The 21911-nt window shown below is 42.4% G+C and carries 19 protein-coding genes; 13 read left to right on the top strand and 6 right to left on the bottom strand.

Annotated features, from left to right (window positions below):
* Positions 1-42: 42 nt before the first annotated feature.
* The 4 genes from gyrB to dnaA are packed head-to-tail and all read right to left on the bottom strand — an operon-like array spanning position 43 to position 6080.
* A complete protein-coding gene (gene gyrB, locus MHN32_RS11900; protein WP_102055794.1) occupies positions 43-2460 on the bottom strand; it encodes a DNA topoisomerase (ATP-hydrolyzing) subunit B in 2418 nt (805 codons plus the stop codon).
* A 12-nt stretch (positions 2461-2472) separates the two neighbouring features.
* Positions 2473-3561 (bottom strand): DNA replication/repair protein RecF, encoded by a 1089-nt coding sequence (gene recF / locus MHN32_RS11895; RefSeq protein ID WP_010604162.1) that lies wholly within the window; start codon positions 3559-3561, stop codon positions 2473-2475.
* A gap of 4 nt (positions 3562-3565) precedes the next feature.
* On the bottom strand, positions 3566-4669 hold the full coding sequence (gene dnaN, locus MHN32_RS11890; protein WP_239421805.1) for a DNA polymerase III subunit beta: 1104 nt from the start codon (positions 4667-4669) through the stop codon (positions 3566-3568).
* Positions 4670-4679: 10 nt separating this feature from the next.
* Positions 4680-6080, bottom strand: coding sequence for a chromosomal replication initiator protein DnaA (dnaA, locus tag MHN32_RS11885; protein ID WP_095730129.1), 1401 nt, complete (start codon positions 6078-6080; stop codon positions 4680-4682).
* Positions 6081-6687: 607 nt separating this feature from the next.
* Between dnaA and rpmH the strand changes: the two genes are divergently transcribed.
* The 4 genes from rpmH (at position 6688) to yidC (ending at position 9382) form a co-directional block, all read left to right on the top strand.
* Positions 6688-6822, top strand: coding sequence for a 50S ribosomal protein L34 (gene rpmH, locus MHN32_RS11880; protein WP_010604159.1), 135 nt, complete (start codon positions 6688-6690; stop codon positions 6820-6822).
* Between the two features lie 6 nt (positions 6823-6828).
* On the top strand, positions 6829-7263 hold the full coding sequence (gene rnpA, locus MHN32_RS11875) for a ribonuclease P protein component (RefSeq protein WP_239421792.1): 435 nt from the start codon (positions 6829-6831) through the stop codon (positions 7261-7263).
* A 173-nt stretch (positions 7264-7436) separates the two neighbouring features.
* Positions 7437-7739 (top strand): membrane protein insertion efficiency factor YidD, encoded by a 303-nt coding sequence (gene yidD, locus MHN32_RS11870; RefSeq protein ID WP_010604158.1) that lies wholly within the window; start codon positions 7437-7439, stop codon positions 7737-7739.
* A gap of 8 nt (positions 7740-7747) precedes the next feature.
* Complete coding sequence (gene yidC, locus MHN32_RS11865; protein ID WP_010604157.1) at positions 7748-9382, top strand: membrane protein insertase YidC; 1635 nt, start codon at positions 7748-7750, stop codon at positions 9380-9382.
* 75 nt (positions 9383-9457) lie between these two features.
* On the opposite strand, the gene MHN32_RS11860 is transcribed toward yidC, so the two are convergent.
* Entirely contained in the window at positions 9458-9673 is a 216-nt protein-coding gene (locus tag MHN32_RS11860) for a DUF1496 domain-containing protein (protein WP_010604156.1), read from the bottom strand.
* A gap of 228 nt (positions 9674-9901) precedes the next feature.
* Here MHN32_RS11860 and MHN32_RS11855 point away from each other — a divergent pair, with 228 nt between their 5' ends.
* Genes MHN32_RS11855 through MHN32_RS11845 form a run of 3 tightly spaced genes read left to right on the top strand, consistent with a single transcriptional unit; the run spans position 9902 to position 11786 of the window.
* Positions 9902-10573, top strand: a complete 672-nt coding sequence (locus MHN32_RS11855) for a cytochrome c biogenesis protein CcdA (protein ID WP_239421791.1) — start codon at positions 9902-9904, stop codon at positions 10571-10573.
* 17 nt (positions 10574-10590) lie between these two features.
* Complete coding sequence (locus MHN32_RS11850; RefSeq protein ID WP_239421790.1) at positions 10591-11049, top strand: TlpA disulfide reductase family protein; 459 nt, start codon at positions 10591-10593, stop codon at positions 11047-11049.
* On the top strand, positions 11049-11786 hold the full coding sequence (locus tag MHN32_RS11845; protein WP_239421788.1) for a hypothetical protein: 738 nt from the start codon (positions 11049-11051) through the stop codon (positions 11784-11786). Before MHN32_RS11850 ends, MHN32_RS11845 begins: the two co-directional genes overlap by 1 nt.
* Before the next feature lie 3 nt (positions 11787-11789).
* Here MHN32_RS11845 and MHN32_RS11840 read toward each other — a convergent pair whose 3' ends face one another.
* Complete coding sequence (locus MHN32_RS11840; RefSeq protein ID WP_239421786.1) at positions 11790-13976, bottom strand: winged helix-turn-helix domain-containing protein; 2187 nt, start codon at positions 13974-13976, stop codon at positions 11790-11792.
* 211 nt (positions 13977-14187) lie between these two features.
* Between MHN32_RS11840 and mnmE the strand changes: the two genes are divergently transcribed.
* From mnmE to MHN32_RS11810, 6 genes are all read left to right on the top strand, one after another.
* A complete protein-coding gene (gene mnmE, locus MHN32_RS11835) occupies positions 14188-15552 on the top strand; it encodes a tRNA uridine-5-carboxymethylaminomethyl(34) synthesis GTPase MnmE (RefSeq protein ID WP_017218537.1) in 1365 nt (454 codons plus the stop codon).
* A gap of 1521 nt (positions 15553-17073) precedes the next feature.
* Positions 17074-17307 (top strand): isocitrate lyase/phosphoenolpyruvate mutase family protein, encoded by a 234-nt coding sequence (locus MHN32_RS11830; protein ID WP_239421785.1) that lies wholly within the window; start codon positions 17074-17076, stop codon positions 17305-17307.
* 408 nt (positions 17308-17715) lie between these two features.
* Positions 17716-18153, top strand: coding sequence for an FMN-binding protein MioC (gene mioC, locus MHN32_RS11825; protein ID WP_010604148.1), 438 nt, complete (start codon positions 17716-17718; stop codon positions 18151-18153).
* Between the two features lie 422 nt (positions 18154-18575).
* On the top strand, positions 18576-20465 hold the full coding sequence (gene mnmG / locus MHN32_RS11820; RefSeq protein WP_239421784.1) for a tRNA uridine-5-carboxymethylaminomethyl(34) synthesis enzyme MnmG: 1890 nt from the start codon (positions 18576-18578) through the stop codon (positions 20463-20465).
* A 15-nt stretch (positions 20466-20480) separates the two neighbouring features.
* Positions 20481-21101, top strand: a complete 621-nt coding sequence (gene rsmG, locus MHN32_RS11815) for a 16S rRNA (guanine(527)-N(7))-methyltransferase RsmG (protein ID WP_010376874.1) — start codon at positions 20481-20483, stop codon at positions 21099-21101.
* A 14-nt stretch (positions 21102-21115) separates the two neighbouring features.
* Positions 21116-21901 carry a ParA family protein gene (locus tag MHN32_RS11810; protein WP_010376876.1) on the top strand — a complete coding sequence of 262 codons (786 nt, stop codon included), beginning with the start codon at positions 21116-21118 and terminating at the stop codon, positions 21899-21901.
* Positions 21902-21911 lie beyond the last annotated feature (10 nt).

Raw genomic sequence — 21911 nt, 5'->3', positions numbered from 1 at the left:
AAAAAGGAGGGAAAATCCCTCCTTTTTACTAGATGTTTGAGTTTACACGTCTAAGTTAACAACTCTCAGTGCATTTGTTTCGATAAACTCTCGACGAGGTTCAACTTGGTCACCCATCAAGGTTGCAAACAATTGGTCTGCAGCAATGGCATCTTCAATAGTCACACGTAGCATACGGCGAGCATCTGGATCCATCGTTGTTTCCCAAAGTTGGTCAGGGTTCATCTCACCCAATCCTTTATAGCGTTGTGTATACAAGCCACGCTTAGACTCTGAGATAAGCCATTCAAGACCAGCCTCAAAATATTCGATTGCTTGTGTCTTCTCACCACGCTGTACATAACCGCCTTCGCTGATCAAACTACCAATCTGACGACCCGTGTTCGCAATGCGAACATAATCTTTAGATGTAATAAAATCGAAGCTCAAAGTATGCGCTTTATCAACACCGTGCTGACGAATATTGATCACCGGATAATACATATGGCGCTCTTCATCAAATGCAACTTCTGCGTTGAAGATAGTGGCGTCTTCGTCTTTCTTCACAAGGTCAGCAACCAAGTTTTCAGTCCACGCCGTTACCTTTGCTTCATCAGATAAGTCTGACTCGGTGAGCTCTGGATGATAAAGCAAGCGGTTCATGATTGAAGACGGGTACTTACGCTTTAAACGTTCAATAATATCTATCGTATTTTGATAATCATGCACTAAGTTTTCTAACTTGTTACCAGAAATTGGCTCAGCACCTTCTGCTGGGTATAACGCAGCATCGTTAAGTGCTAATGTCGTTAGGTATGAAGTTAGTGCATTATCATCTTTAATATAGCGCTCTTGCTTACCTTTCTTCACTTTATATAGTGGTGGCTGAGCAATATAGACATAACCGCGCTCGATGATCTCTGGCATTTGACGATAGAAGAAAGTCAGTAGCAGCGTACGGATGTGTGAACCATCCACGTCCGCATCGGTCATGATGATGATGCGGTGATATCTTAGCTTTTCAGGGTTATATTCATCACGGCCAATACCACAGCCTAATGCAGTAATTAGTGTTGCCACTTCCTGAGAAGAAAGCATCTTATCAAAGCGTGCTTTTTCTACGTTCAAGATTTTACCTTTGAGCGGCAGAATTGCTTGGTTCTTACGGTTACGACCTTGCTTAGCAGAACCACCCGCCGAGTCACCCTCCACTATATATAGTTCAGAAAGTGCAGGATCTCGTTCTTGGCAGTCAGCGAGTTTACCCGGTAAACCAGCTAAATCCATAACGCCCTTACGACGAGTCATTTCACGGGCCTTACGTGCAGCTTCACGTGCGCGCGCAGCATCAACGATTTTGTTTACAACGGTTTTTGCATCGCCTGGGTTTTCTAGCAAGAATTCCGTTAGCTTTTCAGCCATCATTTGCTCAACAGCCCCTTTCACTTCACTAGAAACGAGCTTATCTTTTGTCTGTGAAGAGAATTTAGGATCAGGAACTTTAACACTAACAACAGCGGTCAAACCTTCACGGGCATCGTCACCCGTAGCACTGGTTTTATACTTTTTATTAAAGCCTTCTTTTTCCATGTAGGTGTTAAGCGTACGCGTAAGTGCTGCACGGAAACCCGCTAAATGAGTACCACCATCGCGTTGAGGAATGTTATTGGTAAAACAGTAGATGTTTTCTTGGAAACCATCATTCCATTGCATAGAGACTTCTACGCTAATGCCATCATCACGCTCAGTCGAAAAGTGGAAAACGCTTTGATGAACTGGCGTCTTCTTACGATTTAGATATGCAACGAATGCTTGAATACCGCCTTCGTATTTGAAGTGATCTTGTTTATTCTCTTCGCGCTCATCACTCAAAATGATGCTTACACCAGAGTTAAGGAAAGATAGTTCACGTAGGCGCTTGGCTAGAATATCGTAGTGGAAATTTGTATCTGAGAAAGTTTCAGCACTTGGCCAGAATCTCAATTCTGTACCAGTAGATTCCGCTTCACCGATAATACCTAGCGGCGCATCTGGAACACCCATTGTGTATTTTTGCTGATGCACTTTGCCATCACGGCGGATTGTTAATTGTAGTTTTTCAGAAAGTGCATTTACAACAGAAACACCTACACCGTGCAAACCGCCAGATACTTTATATGAGTTATCATCAAATTTACCACCGGCATGTAGTACAGTCATGATAACTTCTGCCGCAGAAACCCCTTCTTCTTCGTGAATTGAAGTTGGGATACCACGACCATTATCTCGAACAGATACAGAGCCATCGGTATGAATTGTTACGAAAATATCGTCACAATATCCTGCTAGTGCTTCGTCGATTGAGTTATCAACGACCTCAAACACCATGTGATGTAAACCAGTACCATCGTCTGTGTCACCGATATACATTCCCGGACGCTTTCTAACAGCATCCAATCCTTTAAGTACTTTAATACTCGACGAATCGTAATTTTCCGACATGGTTTCTTCCAATTATTTTGTTATTAAGCTGCCATGTTCCACGTGGAACATTTTAATTTCACGTTCCATTGGTTCAATAACGGCGGCAATACTTTCTGGAGTAATAGCAGTGATAAACAGCTGTGACTGACATTGCGCCAACAGACGCGATACCGCCACCTTAGTATCTTCACTAAGCTCCGAAGGTAAATCATCAATAAGCAAAATTGACTGCTTATTACTCTCTTGGTCAATCAAACTGTTTTGCATTACTTTAAGTGCATACAGTAATAGCTTGAGTTGGCCACGAGAAAAAATATGTTCTACGCTGTTTCCTTGAGTATAAAAGTTAAAGTCAGCCTTATGCGGCCCCTTACTTGTATAGCCAAGTTTTACATCTCGCTCTAACTGATTTGTTAATACCTCAGCTAGTTCCCCCTTCCAGCCCGCTTGAAAGCGAATTTCAAGGCCTTTAAATATAGGGCTTATATCCCCTATCTTATCAAAAAAATGCGTCTGAAACCTACCTATATAAGCCTCTCTAAACATATTTATTTGCTCAGCAAGGCGTACAAACTCCTTATCCCAATAACTTAGCTGGGATTGGAGATCTCTCGGTTTAGATTTCAATAAAGCGTTACGTTGCTTGAGCACCTGATTAAACATTTTCCATGTGGAATAGAACTGATGTTCCACGTGGAACACACCTAAATCAAGAAACTTACGACGCTCTTTTGGACCACCAAAAAACAGCTCATAGCTTTCTGGTGTAATAACTTGAACAGGTAAAACCTGTGCTAATTCTGCCACTTTCCGGCTTGCCTGCCCCTGAATTCGAAGCTTAGTTTCACCACTGGTATATTTACTAATACCAAGCGGTATAGACAAGTTATGTAGTTGTTTTTTAGCATGAACAACGCAATGAGAAGCCTCATGCTTGATCATTAATTTTTGCAGATTGGTACGGAAAGATTTACCACTGGAGAGAAAGTAAATGGCTTCGAGCAGACTGGTTTTACCGCTACCATTTTCACCCAGAATGACATTAACGGCATTGCTAGGTGAAAGCGCCATCGCCTCAATGTTTCGAAACGCATTGAGGCTAAGGTGAGTTAAACTCATAACTCTATAAACGCATCGGCATAACTACATACATTGCATGTTCGTCACCAGCGGCTTCAATAAGCGCACTGCTGTTCGCATCAGAAAGCGTAAATTGTACATCTTCAGACTTTATTGTATTTAACACGTCTAATAAGTAAGAAACGTTAAAACCAACTTCAAGATCATCGCCTTGGTAACCTACCTCAACAATTTCTTCAGCTTGCTCCTGCTCTGGGTTATTGGCACTAATTTTTAATTGCCCATTACTCAGATTCAATCGCACGCCACGAAACTTCTCGTTAGAAAGAATAGATACGCGCTGAAATGCACTACGTAGCCAATCGCGATTTGCGGTGACCAACTTGTCCCCGCCACGAGGTAATACGCGACGATAATCAGGGAATCGCCCATCCACCAGCTTACTCGTAAAAGTAAATTCGCTGTCGATGATACGCACATGATTAGCGCCAAATTGAATGGTGATAGTTTCATCATCCGCAGGCAGTAAGCGCATGATCTCTTGCACGCCCTTACGAGGAATGATCAATTGACGTTGCGTTTGCAATGACTCTGGTAATTTTTGCTGCGCAATTGCCAAACGGTGACCATCAGTGGCTACCGTTTTAATTCCATTATTATCTACTTCAAACGACATACCATTTAAATAGTAACGTACGTCCTGGTTAGCCATTGAGAAATGCGTTGCTTCTAGCAATTTTCTAAGCTCTAAACGCGTTATGGCAAACTCAACCTCACCATCCCACTCTTCAAGATTAGGGAAATCTTCAGCAGCTAAGGTTGTCAAAGAAAAGCGACTTTGACCGCTAGTCAGTAGCAGTTGATGCTCTTGGCTACTTAGCACTAAATCAGAGTTATCAGGCAAGCTCTTACAAATATCTAGGAGTTTTTTTGCAGGCAAAGTGATCTTGGCGTCTGGCACATTGGTTTCAAGGGCAACAGATGCAACAAGCTCTATCTCTAAATCTGTACCTGTCATATGTAACGCGCCATTTTTCACTTCTAGCAATACATTAGACAAAATAGGCAGTGTATGTTTGCGCTCAATGGCACCCGACACCTGTACCAGTGGCTTTAAAAATAGTTCTCTTGGAATCGTTATTTGCATCATTTAACCCTTAAGAAGACAGCGTTCTAATTAAGTTTTGATAATCTTCTTTTACCTCATGACTTTCATCACGAAGTGCTTTTACTTTTCTACACGCGTGTAACACGGTGGTATGGTCGCGGCCACCAAATGCATCACCTATTTCTGGTAAGCTGTGGTTTGTCAGTTCTTTAGACAATGCCATGGCAACTTGTCTTGGTCTTGCAACTGAACGACTACGACGTTTTGACAATAAGTCAGAAACACGTATTCGATAATATTCCGCCACGGTGCGCTGGATATTATCGATGGTAACGAGTTTGTCTTGTAGCGCTAATAAGTCGCGTAGCGCTTCTTTAACAAAATCGATAGAAATTGGGCGACCAGTGAAGTTGGCATTAGCTATCACGCGGTTTAACGCACCTTCTAACTCTCGCACATTAGAGCGTAATTTCTTAGCAATAAAAAAGGCAACTTCGTGTGGCAAGTTAATATTACTTTGCTGCGCTTTCTTCATTAGGATAGCAACGCGAGTCTCTAATTCTGGTGGCTCAATAGCAATAGTTAACCCCCAACCAAAACGCGACTTCAGTCGGTCCTCAACCCCTTCTATTTCTTTAGGGTAACGGTCAGAAGTTAGAATAATTTGTTGGTTGCCTTCAAGCAGCGCATTAAAAGTATGGAAGAATTCTTCTTGCGAACGCTCTTTGTTTGCAAAGAATTGGATATCATCAATCATCAATGCATCAACGCTACGGTAGTAACGCTTGAATTCTTCAATGGCATTATTTTGTAGTGCTTTAACCATGTCCTGAACAAACCGCTCTGAATGCATATAAACAATTTTTGCATCCGGTTTTTGTTCAAGAATACCATTGCCCACGGCATGTAATAAGTGTGTCTTACCTAAACCAGTTCCACCATAGATAAATACGGGATTGAATGCAGAACCTGGATTATCAGCAACTTGTGTTGCAGCGGCTTTTGCCAGCTGGTTAGATTTACCTTCTACAAAGTTATCAAAAGTGTAATTCTCTTTAATATTAGCCTTGTGCGAAGATTTAGGTGCAGGCTCAACTTTTTCTGCCATCTTTGGCTGAGTGCCTTGCAGCATCGACGTATTATCGGTTGCATGACCTACACTTGTGGCTTTTTCGTTAGACACACTTGGTTGTGCAGCTAACACAGGTTTGCTGCCTACATCAAAGTGCAACTCTGGTGCTTCATCACCACAGATCTCAATCAGCAGTTCATTGATGCGGTGGAGATACTTTTCTCGTACCCAATCCAATACAAAACGATTTGGCGCATAGATAGTTAGCGTATCATCAGTACTTTCTGCCTGTAGTGGTCTTACCCACATGCTAAATTGCTGAGATGGCAATTCATCTTGCAAAACATATAAACAACTTTGCCAAACCGACAGATACACTCTGAACTCCAATAGGTTTTGATTCCCGGGAATAAGAAATAGAGCATTCAGATCTAAAAAATCAGATCTAAATGAAAGGATCGCCGGAAATACTTAGTTTTTATTACAAAATCACTGGTGGAAGCGGGGTATTATGAAGTGATCTTATCCACAAGTTCAATATTGACATTTAGAAAAAGCAAGATCTCACCCTAGCAAAAAAATAAACACATGAAATTTAAAGGTTTTTATTTTTTACCCACAAGTAAGATCATAGCAAAAAACTCACCCGATCTCACCCCAAAATTAAGATCAAATTTAGTTTTCCAGAGCTTTTCCTATTCTTACTAAATGCTATAATGCCGCCCATCGGATCAGATCTATGCAGATCGATTTCGTATTGATCCTACTTTATGTAGATCGTCTATGTTTGCTCGATAGCTTTGCCAAGTTTTGTCTATATATAAGGATAAAGAAATTCTACTGTGGATTATTTAGCCACAGAGAACAGATTTTGATTGACTTTAGACGCGCCCAGCTTTAATATCTCGCGCTCGCAATGGCACCTGTGCCAGGATCGCGACCTGCATAGGATGTTTTAACTTTTAACCGATCGGATGGAATTGTTATGAAAAGAACTTTTCAACCTAGCGTACTTAAGCGCAAGCGCTCTCACGGTTTCCGTGCTCGCATGGCGACTAAGAACGGTCGTAAAGTATTAGCACGTCGTCGTGCTAAAGGCCGTAAAGTACTTTCTGCTTAATATTTAGTGGAAGACTTTAGCTTTAGCAGGGAGTTACGTCTGTTAACTCCCTCGCATTACTCCCGCATATTTCAAGAGCCAGCTCGCGCTGCTACGCCTTATTTTACTCTACTTGCAAAACCAAATGATGTTGGTCATCCAAGACTCGGTTTAACTGTAGCTAAAAAACGCTGCAAAAAAGCATGTCAACGAAACCGTATCAAACGACTTGCCAGAGAAAGCTTTCGATTAAATCGTCATAAACTTGATAACATCGATATTGTGTTGATGGTCAAAACCGGTGTTGACGAGCAATCTAATGAAGAGCTAACTAAACAGCTCACTAAGATGTGGCGCAAAATAAATGAACGTTGTAAGCCAGGTACACCTAAACCACCTTTTAAGCCAAAACCTCAACACAAGCGTTCAAAAAATCCTCAAGCTAACGCGAAAAAGCAATAATCTGCTTTAGCCTTTCCTTTTTACGGCGCATTTACCCTTGCTAGCATAGTAATTTTACGCCAATTAAGGTAAGGTTAGCTCACCTTTTAATCAGCTATATCAATGGAAAAATAGTCTGTTTTTGCCTACTTAGGTTGAAGCAGTAAATTGAGGAAATTGATATCTACAAAGCCATGAATTCAACTTCAGGGCGTAGCAAGATCAGAAATCAGTTCAAAGCAGTTTGTTCGCTTCCCAAGCACCTGCTTATATTGCTGATCCGCGGTTATCAACAATGGATTAGCCCCCTACTCGGGCCTCATTGTCGTTTTAACCCGACCTGTTCTAGTTATGCAATTCAAGCAATTAATTTACATGGAATTGCAAAAGGGAGTTGGTTAGCGGTTAAACGCATATTAAAATGTCACCCTTTGAGCGCAGGTGGAGATGATCCTGTACCTGTGAAGTCGACTAAAGTTAAACAACACGAGAAATAAGAGCTGTTATGGAATCGCAACGCACGTTTTTATTTATCGGTTTGTTGCTGGTTTCGTTCCTACTGTTCCAAGAGTGGACACAAGAACAAAACCCGCCACAAGCTGATACCAGTGCCGTCACACAACAAGTGGCGAACTCAACCCCAACAGAAGAGCAAGCTGATGTACCAGCATCAAGCCAATCCGATGTCCCAGTTGTAGCAACTCAGGCAACACGTTCTGTCATTAGTATCACTACCGATGTACTTTCGGTAAAAATTGATACTAAAGGCGGTGACATCGTTGAAGCCAGCTTACTACAACACGCAGAAACCCATGGCAGCGACACGCCTTTCATGTTACTTGGTGAATTTGAAGGCAAACAGTATGTTTCACAGAGTGGTTTAATTGGTTTAAACGGCCCTGACGCGAACAAAGCTGGTCGCCCAGTCTATGAGTCGGCACAACAGCAATATGAGCTCAATGGCGATACATTACGTGTACCACTGACTTTTACTGATGAGAAAGGTGTACAGTACACAAAAACTTATGTATTTAAAGCAGGTAAGTATGACGTTGACTTAGAATACCAAGTTAACAACACCACCTCATCACCTGTTCAAGTACAACTATACACACAAATCAAACGTACACGCCAAGATAAAGGCAGCATGGTTGATCAGACCTACTTAGGCGCAGCCTATGGTACCGCTGAAGAACCTTATGAGAAATACAGCTTCTCTGATATGGCGGATGCGAACCTGAATAAAAATACCCAAGGCGGCTACGTTGCTTTCCTACAGCACTACTTCGTCAGTGCATGGGTGCCAGATCAGCAAACCAATAATACGATTTATACCGCGCTTAGAAATGGTAATGGTATTGTTGGTATGAAGAGCGAGCCAACCAATGTTCAAGCAAATAGCACGGCAACTATCCATGCGGTGTACTACATGGGTCCTAAAGACACAGAAGCGCTTGAAGCAATTCAAGAAGACCTAGATCTCACTGTAGACTACGGCTGGTTATGGTTTATTTCACAACCTTTACTGACTCTGCTTAAGTTCCTTTACGGTATTTTAGGTAACTGGGGTCTGGCGATTATTGCTATTACTTTGATTGTGAAAACGGCGTTATACCCACTAACTAAAGCGCAATATACCTCAATGGCTAAGATGCGCATGCTACAGCCTAAAATGCAGGCACTAAAAGAGCGTTATGGCGATGACCGCCAAAAGTTCGGCCAAGCGATGATGGAAATGTACCGTAAGGAAAAAGTGAACCCAATGGGTGGCTGTTTCCCACTACTACTACAAATGCCAATCTTCCTAGCCTTGTTCTACGTATTCCTTGAATCAACGGAACTACGTCATGCTGAGTTTATGTTGTGGCTAACGGATCTATCATCAATGGACCCGTACTACGTACTACCAGTGCTATTTGGCGCAAGTATGTTCCTAACCCAAAAACTACAGCCAATGACAGTTACAGACCCAATGCAACAAAAGATGATGACTTACATGCCAGTCGTGTTCTCAATCTTCTTTATTTGGTTCCCATCAGGTCTGGTACTTTACTGGTTGGTTTCAAACCTTATCTCTATCGCTCAGATGCTTATCATCTACCGTGGCATGGAGAAAAAAGGCATGAAAGTACGCGGTTAACGCTCGTACACCTTGAATAAAAAACGCCAGCTTCACAGCTGGCGTTTTTTATTTGCGTATCATATGAAGTTGTCGTTATTGATCAATCCACTGGAGCTCACCATTTGGACCGCCGTCAACACAGACTTTCCATTTGTTATTTTGCTTTTCTACCGATCCCTTAGAATATGCCTGATCGGCAAAATAACAATATTTTGTAGGGTCATAGTCTGGTTTTACATTCTCACCACTTAGTGCAGAACCAGATACCGCAAATGCTGCAGATACAACCGCTAGTGTTAGTCTATTCATAATATCTCCCTTTACGCATAATTTTAAGTTACCTAAACTAGGTAACTTACCTTATCTTATAAACACAACGAGCAACAAGCACTTTTTCTTTTAAACTCATAACAATTAAAATATCAAATAAAAGCAAACGCTTGATAAAATTTGATAGCGATTTTATGACGATTTGATAGGTCAAATCTGGGCTATCCGTCATGCTCTTTTGCAGTTAAAAAATGCAAAGAGAAGACGATGCTTGAATCTACGTTACTACAGGCACTCTCCAGTGCCGAAACTGATTGGTGGTTAGTGCCTATTGCACTCTTAGTAGGTGTACTCACCAGCTTTACGCCCTGCGTATATCCCATACTTCCCATAACTGTTGCGACTCTTAGCCAACAACGCCATATTCGCCTTGCTCCTATTTTGTATGCGCTAGGCTTTGCAGCTGTATACGCCGCGCTTGGATTTATTGCAGCATTAACCGGTAGCTTCTTTGGCCAAGTAGCAACAAACCCTTGGGTGCTGCTTATTTTTGCTAATCTATTACTCTACTTTGCTGCGGTATCAAAAGGCTTAATCTCGCTGCCACGCTTGCCAAATACGATTGCAACAGGCTCACCAGCACCTCTTCTAATGGGCATGGCCAGCGCTCTTGTTGCGGCTCCTTGTACGTCTCCAATTCTAGGCGGCTTATTGCTCTTCGTTGCTAATGCCCAGCAACCTCTATTAGGAGGCGCGCTGCTGTTTAGTTTTGCGCTCGGTATGAGCACCCTATTACTGCTAGCAGGGCTAAGCACGCGCTTTTTGCATACATTACCAAAATCTGGAGCTTGGCTAAATCACATCACTACAGCAACCGCACTTATCTTAGTCGCGATGGCGCAATATTTTCTTATTCAAGCTGGCAAAAGTTGGCTATAAAACGCAAAGGAACCACCATGAAAAAAATCATTTTTTATTCACTCTTTATGTTACTCAGCACAATGTCTGCAGCAAAGGACTATCCCGTACTGACCGCCAATACGCTTGCAAACAATGCCGTAACCAGTCAAGGCAAAGTCACTTACTTGAAGTTTTGGGCAACGTGGTGCTCCTACTGTGTGGAAGAAATGCCACTGCTTGAGCAAAGCTTTCAGCAAGCCAATAACCACTATCAGGTTATCGCCGTCAATATTGGCTTCAATCAGTCGAAAAAAGGCGTGCAAACTTACCTTGATAAACATGATTACCAGTTTCCAACGGTATTTGATGGTAGTGGCAAGATAACTCAGCAGTTTCAAGTGTTAGGCACGCCACAACACATCCTCATTGATGAAAACGGCAAAGAAATCTATCGCAGCGCATTGTTTACAGATGAGCTGCAACAACATCTGAGCACACTCCAAGGAGCAAACTAATGTCATCAATTAAAGCCTTACTTATGTTCGCCGCTGTGTGTTTCAGCGTGTTTGCGCACGCCAACACGCAAGAGTATGTGTTTATTAATATTTGGGATGAGTATGTACAACCCACGACTCTACCAACGCCACTAGCACCAAGGAGATTGCTACAGCCCGATATCAATATTGATGAGGCAAGCTTAGCGCAATTTAAAACGGCCTATCCAAGCTATGCTGAGTTAGCTATTGATAAGCAAAACCAGTTGATGCAACGGTTTGCAGTAAGGCAAACACCTGCTCGTGTTGTCGTTAAAGACGACAAAGTTATCAAACGAGAGTTGTTGATGACTAACAGTGCACCAAGCACAGAGAAAGAAACACAGATCCCATTGCAAACACTCACCGGTGCGCCATTTTCGATAGCGACGATAAACAGTCAATATAGAGTGTTATTTTTCAGCGATAGCTTGTGTCCGTTTCAACATATTCCTGCCTGTGAAATGAGAATAAAGCAAAACAATCAACTCGCTGACTCGAGTGCGTATCCAGTCGTTACTGTGATTAAGCCCTTTTATGTGGAAGAACAAAGTGCTCGAGACTACCAACAACGCTTTGAGGTCAAACACGATATTGTGTTCGATCACCACAACGAAGTATTTAGCCAGTTTGAGATTAGAGAGCTACCTTACTGGGTGGTACAAGACAAACACGGTGAAGTCGTTTATCGCGGTAATCAGCCACCCAACATAGACTAGAGCCTAATTTATCGTCCATTTACTCTGACAATAGACGCTGTAAGGGGCATCGATAAGTTCAGCTATAAAATGCTTATCGATGCTGCTTTGCTGGCGTATTTGCAGCAACTGTTGCTGTAATAATTGGCTGTTTTCGAGTCCGGCCAATTTATCTGAAAAGCGTTTTTGCAGCGCTTCTTCTTTTAACATATCAGCCGCAACAACACCGTAAAGCAACAAAAGATGTGAATTGGTATGTTGATGTGCAGTAATGATTTCAAGCGCTTGTTGAGGCTCGTTTCTCAAAAGGTGGATATACATTTGCGTATAGAGCGCATAGGTCTCAACTTCTTGTAGCTGTAACGTTTGATAGTCTTGCATTGCTTCAATCGTCAAAGGCTCTGCTAATTCGAGCTTGCCCGCTTTGATCCAAGTCCAACCCAGTAACAATTTAACGTTGGCACGCGTCACCGAAGAAATATAATCGCTTTCTAACAGCATTTGATATTGCGTAATTGCACTTTGCATTGCATCCGTATCACCCGTTTGCAATGCGATATCCATATGCGCCATGCCAATCAGTAATTGCTGTTGCTCATAGCTTGGAATAAAACGCGGCTCGCCGTTAATGTCTTTTAAATACCGTAGCGCCTTTTCTCCCTGATGTAGCTGAATATAGTAGAATCCTAGGTAAGTGAGTATTTGCTTTTCTAAATATCGATATCCATTTTTCTGAGCTAAAGCGAGGGCTTTTAATAAACTAGGCTCACTTTCAACCACTGGCACTAAGTAATTTTGACCATAAGCAAACAAAGCTTTTATTAGATTCATGGTCTGCTCTGTTTGCTCATAATAGGCAATGGCTTGCGCGAGCACAGGTTTACTCTTCTCTAAGTTCAGTAACGTTTTTTCAGCGGGACCAGCCGCTGGTGGATTGGCAAGATAGAAACTCCGCTGTGCTTCGCTATAGGCAAACGATCGACTACCTATCAAAACATGCGCTGAACTCATCGCTTGCTGGTATTCATCCCAACGTTGTAACACCCAAAAAGCATCTGCTTTGAGTTGATATGCCATCGCAATCAATTCAACTTGCTGGCTTTGCTCAGCAGCATCGAGTGCAAGCTGAGCTTGCTGCAACGCTTGCTGATGTAAGCCTTGTGCCTTGAAAAACTCTCCGTAATAGAGGTGGTAGCGAGCACGAGTCGCGATTGAAGCTGAACTTAGTGAAATCTGTTCGAATCGACGGGTGGCAGAATCAATATCACCGAGCTGCCAACAAATTTGCGCAAGCTCCAACTGACTTTCTAGATGTTCTGGCATTTGTGCCACAGCCGCCTCAAAATATGCCTTTGCTAGTTGAGGTCCCTGTTCATTTAATGCTTGTACACCGCGGTAATAGTCATTCATTGCTAGATTTAGGGATGATTTTTTGGCGGTTTTAGTGTCAACACCTAGCGCTAACTGCGCAATAACCTCTGTTGCAATCGCTTCAAAGCTCTCATCTAACTGTTCAACAATTATCTCGCTTTGCTTATCTCCATAAGTAACACTGAGTAAAAAACGCTGTTGTATCGGCTTTAGTGAAAGCGTGAGCTGATTAATCGCACTATTCTCTGCAAGCTCAGGATATTGACTTCGCGGTACTAATTGATAATGAGACTGTAAATGTTGTCTCAATGCTGCTTCAAGCGCATAACCCCACCACGCATTGGCTTGTACACCTGTCTCATTCACCATTGGCACAATGATTAACGAGTCTTGCTCAGCTTGTATACGAGTGACAACGGGTGCTGAACTAGAAACGAGGTAAACACTCGCTGCGACTCCACTTAACGCAACAGCGCCAGCGCCAACGACAAGCATCGCTTTTATTGTTGTAGTGAGTTTGAATGTGCTAAATGTGCGGCTCTCAACAGGACAAATCCACTGATAACCTTGCTGTGGTATGGTTTTAATAAAGGTGGGTTGCTGGGCGTTATCTTTGAGGGCTTGTCTTAGCTCAGTGATACTTTGTGTTAGTGCAGCTTCTCTAAACTCACCGTGTTGCCACAACGTGCTGAGCAATGTTTCACGTGTAACAATCTGATTTGGATGGGCTAAAAAATAAGCCAACAGCTGCGCGACTCTCGGCCTCAGTGGCACTTGCTCAGCATCACGATATAAACACGAGACATTTGGATCGAAGCGGAATTGAAGAAAGTGCAGCACAGCGTTAGTTTCCCTTATACAACCTTTGCTAGTAAGAACAGTAAAAACTGTGACCATAATTATACCTGACAAAAGCGCATAACCGTATCATTAAGGTCATCAACCACCCAAAACACAATGAGCATACTCAGATATTACCCACCAGCTATACCTGAGATATATCAATTGCTGTACAATTATGGCTATTAACCAGACAGTCTAAAGAGTCATCATGATCGCACAAGACACCATAGCAGCACAGGCTACCGCACCGGGTCGCGGTGGCGTTGGTATTATTCGAGTTTCAGGGTGTAAAGCCCGAGCAGTTGCCGAGCAAATCTTAGGTAAATGCCCAAAAACTCGCTATGCCGAATACCTGCCATTCAATACCCTAGCAGGTGAACAACTAGACCAAGGTATTGCATTGTTCTTCCAAGGGCCGAACTCATTCACCGGTGAAGATGTCCTTGAGTTACAAGGCCACGGTGGCCCAGTGGTACTTGATATGCTGTTAAAGGAAATCAGCAAAATTGAGCAAGTGCGCTTGGCAAAGCCTGGTGAGTTCTCAGAACGTGCTTTTATGAACGACAAGCTAGACTTAACGCAAGCAGAAGCTATCGCAGACTTGATCAACGCCACCAGCGAGCAAGCTGCAAAAAGTGCACTACATTCACTACAAGGTGACTTTTCTAAACATATCAATACTTTGGTTGAGAAAGTAATTCATCTGCGCATGTACGTAGAAGCCGCAATTGACTTCCCCGACGAAGAAATCGACTTTCTTTCCGATGGTAAAGTCTCGGGTGACCTAGAAGCCATTATTCAGCAACTCGCAGAAGTGCGTAAACAAGCCAAGCAAGGCAGCATTATGCGTGAAGGCATGCGCGTGGTGATTGCTGGCCGCCCTAATGCCGGAAAATCTTCACTACTTAATGCCTTAGCAGGCCGTGAAGCCGCGATTGTTACAGACATCGCAGGTACCACACGAGACGTACTACGTGAACATATTCATATTGATGGCATGCCGCTTCATATTATCGACACCGCAGGACTTCGTGATAGTCCAGACAAAGTAGAACAAATAGGTATTGAGCGTGCTTGGGAAGAGATCCGCGGCGCTGATCACGTACTATTTATGGTGGATGGCACCGAAACCCACGAAACCGATCCTGCGAAGATCTGGCCTGATTTTATCGAGCAATTACCACAAGGCATGGAAATTACCGTGATCCGCAATAAAGTCGATTTAAGCGGTGAAGCGGTTGGCGCAACAACGAGTGATGGCCATACCCTTATCCGTCTAAGTGCTAAAGATATTCAAGGCATTGATTTATTGAGGGAACACCTAAAAGCCTGTATTGGATTTACTGGTGCAACTGAAGGTGGCTTTATGGCTCGCCGTCGTCACTTAGACGCCCTAGAGCGCGCTGCTGAGCACCTAGAAATAGGTCAAACTCAGCTAGAAATGCATATTGCCGGTGAAATTTTGGCAGAAGAGCTGCGCCTTACCCAGCAATACCTCAATGAGATCACTGGTGAATTCACCTCCGACGACTTGCTGGGCAAGATCTTTAGCTCATTTTGTATTGGGAAGTAATAAGTCAAACAAGCTATAACCAACAAGTAGTTGATCTCTTACCACTATTAAACCTTGATTGGTGCACTTATTATCTGAATTCAGGGCCATTTCGTACTATATGATTGAAGCATTTCGCTTCAATCATATAATTTAAATTATATAAAATGTGAATATCATGAAAATATTTGTCCGAAGTTGTTCAAACTGCAAAACTGAAATTTCAATGGTAATAAGGATGAAGTTAATTTCTGAGAAGTTCATTTATTGTCCCTGCTGCGGTTTTACACTTCAACCAAGTATATTATGGACTGTAGTCATCTGTTTTTTGCTTTCTTTCTTGTTTAAAACCACATTTCACTCTGTTATCGCTGACAAATTTGGTTCAACAGCCGCAATCTTAATTATCCTTATGTTAGTATATATTTTTAATCGATTACTCGAACCTTTTTCTGATTTAAAGGCCATAGATAAAAACGAACTTCTATGATTTTCATTTCTTTAATCCTAGAGCCTATTAACCTTTGACCATAAATCACCCAAGAAAATGGTGATATTTGGATATACATCAATCTATACCCTCATTGCCCACCTTGCAGCTTCCTTTTCTTGGCAGCTTAACTTTTCAAGTTGGTTTCTAAAATCATTACTGTCATACCCCTTATCAACTGTTATAACTTCAGCTAGAGTGACTGTGAAATCAAGCTATTAGCATGAGTTACTTCGTCGCTCCTGAATATTGACGTTTTAATGCTTAGACTAGCCGAATTCAATCAATCCAGACTGGGCATTAATTTTATCGACAATTCCGTTATTACGTAGCGCTTTCGCTGCTAATAACTAATATTAAATCTAGGCATAAAAAAGCCGCAGTTGGGCTAGAATTTTACGGCAGCTTTGGCCTACCTGCGCTTTTGCCCTGCAATATACACATCATAACGCATTCCTCGATAACCCCTATCTACAAAACAGCTGTATCGCCTTTTATCTGTGACGTTTTCTACTATTCTCAACGTTTCTCATAACGTGTCGCCGTCATAGGGGCTGCCATGCATTGCATGCAAGCAAACTACAAACTGCTCTTTCAATATTGTCGCGATACTCAACTCATATGGCTTTGCGCTTTTTCCCTTGGCGATACATTGAACACCCGGCTCATGCAGGTTATAGAGTTTATTTTTACTCGTTTTTCTTGCTTTAACAGCCGCTTGTGTTGTTGTAGGGCATGGATAAACTCCCGACTTGGCTGCTCGGTGCTTTTCCTCAAGATACCTTTCATCACCCGTCTGAGATAGTTTCCCAGTGTTTTCATCATGCGTTTAAATTGTTTAGCATTGGCACAGCGCTACTTTTTGCGCGATCTTAGGCCAATTCGTTCATAACTTTGCCTAAGCCGAATACTGGCTTGCTTAGCGAAACCAACCAGTTTGCCACGGCATTTTTCTAGTAGTTTACTGTCCGTTGGATGGGCAATATTTTTCTCCATGACAATCTGTCTATGACTACTTCTCGTAAATTATTCCCGGTTTAACCAACACCACGATGATAAAACGCCTAACAGCCCTGCTTTTAATTCCAGTCAATGTGATGCTGTTGCCCGGGTTTAGTGATAAACAGGCGTTAGTAGGGTTAGGAGTCAAACGTATTTCATCGGGTAATGCTCTCAGCGATCATGTGATAGCACTACAAGAATCAGCCACCAGAAGGCTGCTCGAAGAACATGCTGTAGACTTCTTATTTGAGCAATCAGTCCGCACAACTTGGCTGTCAAACTAAATAAATCACAAGATCTGACCGTTTTTTTAGATTCTTTTATTATATGGATCTAACTATATAGATCTAAAAGACTGGATCGACTTCCAGCTTTTAGATCATTATCCACAACACCTCATCCACAACCTCAAAATTTGTTCAAAAACAGCAGAGATCTTACCGTTTCAAGCATGCGCTTTGGCTTAAAAAGTATTTTTAGGCTCAGCTATCCCATAGATTATCCACAAATAAATCACCGAGTTAAGCTTGGGAATATTTTATTTTCTGTTTTTATTTCATATAGATAAGTAAAAACACTAAAAATTACACACTATTTGTGCAAATATTTTTATCCAATAACCTCAAAGCCCTATTTACATATTCACGTTAAACGCTAAGATGGCGCGCAATACGACTTAGGTAAGGGTAACAATGCAAACTTTAGATCTTATTGTAGGCAGCCAAATGGGATCAGCAGAATACGTTGCTGAACAGCTAATGGAATCGCTTGAATCTCAAGGTTATACCGTGAATTTGCATGAAAAACCCGAGCTTGAAGCTTGTCAGCAAGCACTTTGGCTGGTGGTGACATCAACTTATGGGGCCGGTGACTATCCAGAAAACTTATTACCTTTTATATCAGCATTAAAAGCGAGCTCGGATCTAAGCCAGTTACGCTTTGCGGTAGTGGGAATTGGTGATTCAAGTTATGACACCTTTAATCATGCAGCTATTAATCTTGCTGATCTACTTAAAGAAAAAGGTGCAACACAGCTGTTAGACATAGAAAAGATCGATGTTTTACACCCAGATCTACCAGAAGATACCGCTATTGCTTGGTTACCTAAGTTTGTTGAATGTGTCGCTTAACGGCGCGACACTGAAATACACAGAAGTTATTCACAAATTCAGTCTATTTTAGATCGTATTGTGGATAACCTATGATCTAACTGCTGATCTACGCTTACTTATCCATTGGATAAAATAATTCAGATCTAGCCCTGTGAATAAAGTGGCAAGTTGATCAAAGGTTTTAAGCCCATTGATCCGATCTAATTCACACCAATTGATCTTAGTTAAGCAGTTGGATCTAAACAGGAATACAAAACTATTCACAGATCAAAGGATCAGTAGTAGTAAGATCAATAAAGATCTTTAAAAAGATCCTTATATATTTTAAGTGATCTCTTTTTTGCGTTGTGCAAAGTTTAACCATTTCACTTCTGGTTAATTCTAGGTAGAATACGCATCCTTTCTAAATTTGCTCGGTTGTTTTAAGTAGGATCCCGTAAATGATTTATCATGAACATTTTGATGTCATCGTTGTTGGTGGTGGACACGCAGGCACTGAAGCTGCACTTGCAGCTGCACGTATGGGTATGAATACCTTATTGTTAACACACAATATGGATACCTTAGGCCAAATGTCGTGTAACCCAGCTATTGGTGGGATTGGTAAAGGTCATTTGGTTAAAGAGATCGATGCGCTTGGTGGTGCAATGGCCAAAGCAATCGACAAAGGTGGGATCCAATTTCGAACGCTTAATTCATCGAAAGGCCCTGCGGTACGAGCGACTCGTGCTCAGGCAGATCGCGCATTGTATAAAGCGGCGATCCAAGACATTTTGCAACATCAAGAAAACTTAAAGATCTTCCAACAATCTTGTGATGATCTGATTGTTGAAGGTGATCAGGTCAAAGGTGTCGTAACTCAAATGGGTTTACGCTTTAGCGCTTCTTCAGTGGTGCTAACGGTTGGTACTTTCTTGGGTGGCCAGATCCATATTGGTTTAGAAAACTTCAAAGGCGGCCGTGCTGGCGATCCTCCTTCTATCGCTTTGGCTGAGCGTTTACGTGAAATGCCTTTTAGAGTTGATCGACTAAAAACGGGTACACCACCACGTATCGATGCAAGAACGGTTGATTTTTCAGTGATGCAAGAGCAACCAGGCGATACCCCTACTCCGGTTTTCTCGTTTATGGGCAAAGTGTCTGATCATCCAAAACAGATCCCTTGTTATATCACCTATACCAATGAAAAAACCCATGATGTGATCCGTAATAACTTACATCGCTCGCCGATGTATGCTGGCGTGATTGAGGGGATTGGTCCGCGTTACTGTCCTTCCATCGAAGATAAAATTGTGCGTTTTGCTGATAAAGAAAAACATCAGATCTTCGTAGAACCTGAAGGCTTAACGTCATACGAGCTGTATCCAAATGGTATCTCCACCAGCTTACCATTTGATATCCAACTGGAGATCGTGCGTTCTATTAAAGGCTTTGAGAATGCGCATATTTGTCGTCCTGGTTATGCAATTGAGTACGACTTCTTTGATCCCCGTGACCTTAAGCAATCATTAGAAACTAAGTTTATCAATGGCTTATTCTTTGCAGGTCAAATAAACGGTACAACCGGTTATGAAGAAGCTGGTGCCCAAGGTTTGATTGCGGGTATGAACGCAGCTCTTCAAGTTCAAGGCCGTGAAGCATGGACACCGCGCCGTGATGAAGCTTATGCCGGTGTGTTGATTGACGACTTAGCAACGCTTGGTACAAAAGAACCTTATCGTATGTTTACCTCTCGTGCTGAATACCGTTTGTTACTACGTGAAGACAATGCGGATTTACGTCTAACGGAAAAAGGTCGCGAATTAGGTTTAGTTGACGATGAACGCTGGGCTGCATACAACGACAAGCTTGAAGTTATGGAACAAGAAGCACAGCGTCTGCGCAATACTTGGATCCATAAAGATCACCCTGCACTTGAAGCGGTAAATGGATTATTGAAAAAACCACTGGTACGCGAAGCCAGTCTTGAAGATCTGATCCGCCGTCCAGAGGTTAATTATCACGACCTGATGGCAATCGAAGGATTAGGATCTGAGTTTGATAATATTCCAGCCCTTGAACAGGTTGAGATCCAAACTAAGTACGCCGGTTACATTGCGCGTCAACAAGATGAGATTAATAAACAGCTTCGTCATGAAGAGGCATTACTGCCTGCTGAGTTTGATTATAGCCTGGTAAGCGGCCTGTCAAATGAGGTTGTGGCAAAGCTGAGTGATGCTCGTCCACAAACGATTGGCCAAGCTTCACGTATTTCTGGTATCACCCCTGCTGCTATTTCGCTATTATTAGTGTATCTGAAAAAGCAAGGGCTATTACGTAAGTCGGCGTAATAGCAGTGGAACACTGTGTTACTAGAACAATTGAATGAATTACTCGCTGATACCTCTATCGAGCTCAGCGAACAACAAAAGCAGCAGTTGGTCGAATATGTCCAGCTGCTGGATAAATGGAACAAAGCCTACAACCTCACTTCCGTTCGTGACCCAAAAGAAATGATGGTAAAACACATCATGGATTCTTTGGTTGTTGCGCCACACTTAACGGGCAGTAACTATATTGATGTTGGCACCGGACCGGGTTTACCGGGTATGGTTTTAGCGATAGCTAGACCGGACATCAATTTTGTTCTTCTTGATAGCCTTGGTAAAAGAGTTCGATTTTTAATGCAGGTAAAACATGGGCTTGGTATTGAGAATGTTACCCCAGTGCAGTCTCGAGTTGAAGAATATCAGCCAAGTGTTAAATTAGACGGTGTACTCAGCCGTGCTTTTGCATCACTACAAGATATGATCCAGTGGTGTTCACATTTAATCGATAACCAAGGTGTATTCTTAGCACTAAAGGGTCAATACCCTGCGGATGAGCTAGAACAACTACCAAACGGCGTGAGTTTATCGCAAGATATTAGTTTAGTGGTGCCCAAGCTTGAAGGTGAGCGCCATTTAATCATTCTTTCTAAAGATTAATTGTCGAGGACAATGTGGCAAGAGTCATTGCAATAGCAAACCAAAAAGGTGGTGTTGGTAAAACAACCACTGCGGTGAATTTAGCCGCGTCCATGGCGGCGACTAAACGTAAAGTTCTGTTGATCGATCTCGATCCTCAAGGCAATGCAACCATGGGCAGTGGTGTTGATAAATACGCCGATGTCGCAACGGTTTATGATCTATTGATCGAAGAAGCGCCAATGGATCAAGTGATCACCACAGAAACCAGTGGTGAGTATCATTTGATCGCAGCCAATGGGGATGTAACCGCGGCAGAAGTCAAACTGATGGAGTTGTTTGCGCGCGAAGTGAGACTACGCAACGCCCTTGAGACGATAAAAGATAAATATGAGTATATATTCATCGACTGTCCACCTTCATTAAATATGCTAACGGTAAATGCCATGGCTGCCGCCGATGCGGTTTTAGTTCCGATGCAGTGTGAATATTATGCACTGGAGGGATTAACAGCTTTAATGGACACCATTACCCAACTCGGTAAGTTGGTGAATCCAGGATTGCAAATTGAAGGCATTTTGCGCACTATGTACGATCCGCGTAATCGTCTAGCTAACGACGTATCTGAGCAGTTAAAACAACACTTTGGCGATAAAGTGTACCGGACTGTGATCCCTCGTAATGTGCGATTAGCGGAGGCGCCAAGTTTTGGAGCGCCTGCGATGTATTATGATAGAGCATCAAGCGGTGCGAAAGCTTATCTAGCGCTAGCGGGTGAAATGCTAAGACGCAAAGAAAAGCAAGCGGCTGCGGTTGCCTAAGAGGATAAAA

The organism is Pseudoalteromonas sp. Of11M-6, from assembly GCF_022347905.1.
Classification (GTDB): domain Bacteria; phylum Pseudomonadota; class Gammaproteobacteria; order Enterobacterales; family Alteromonadaceae; genus Pseudoalteromonas.
This window is presented reverse-complemented; position numbering and strand designations above follow the sequence as displayed.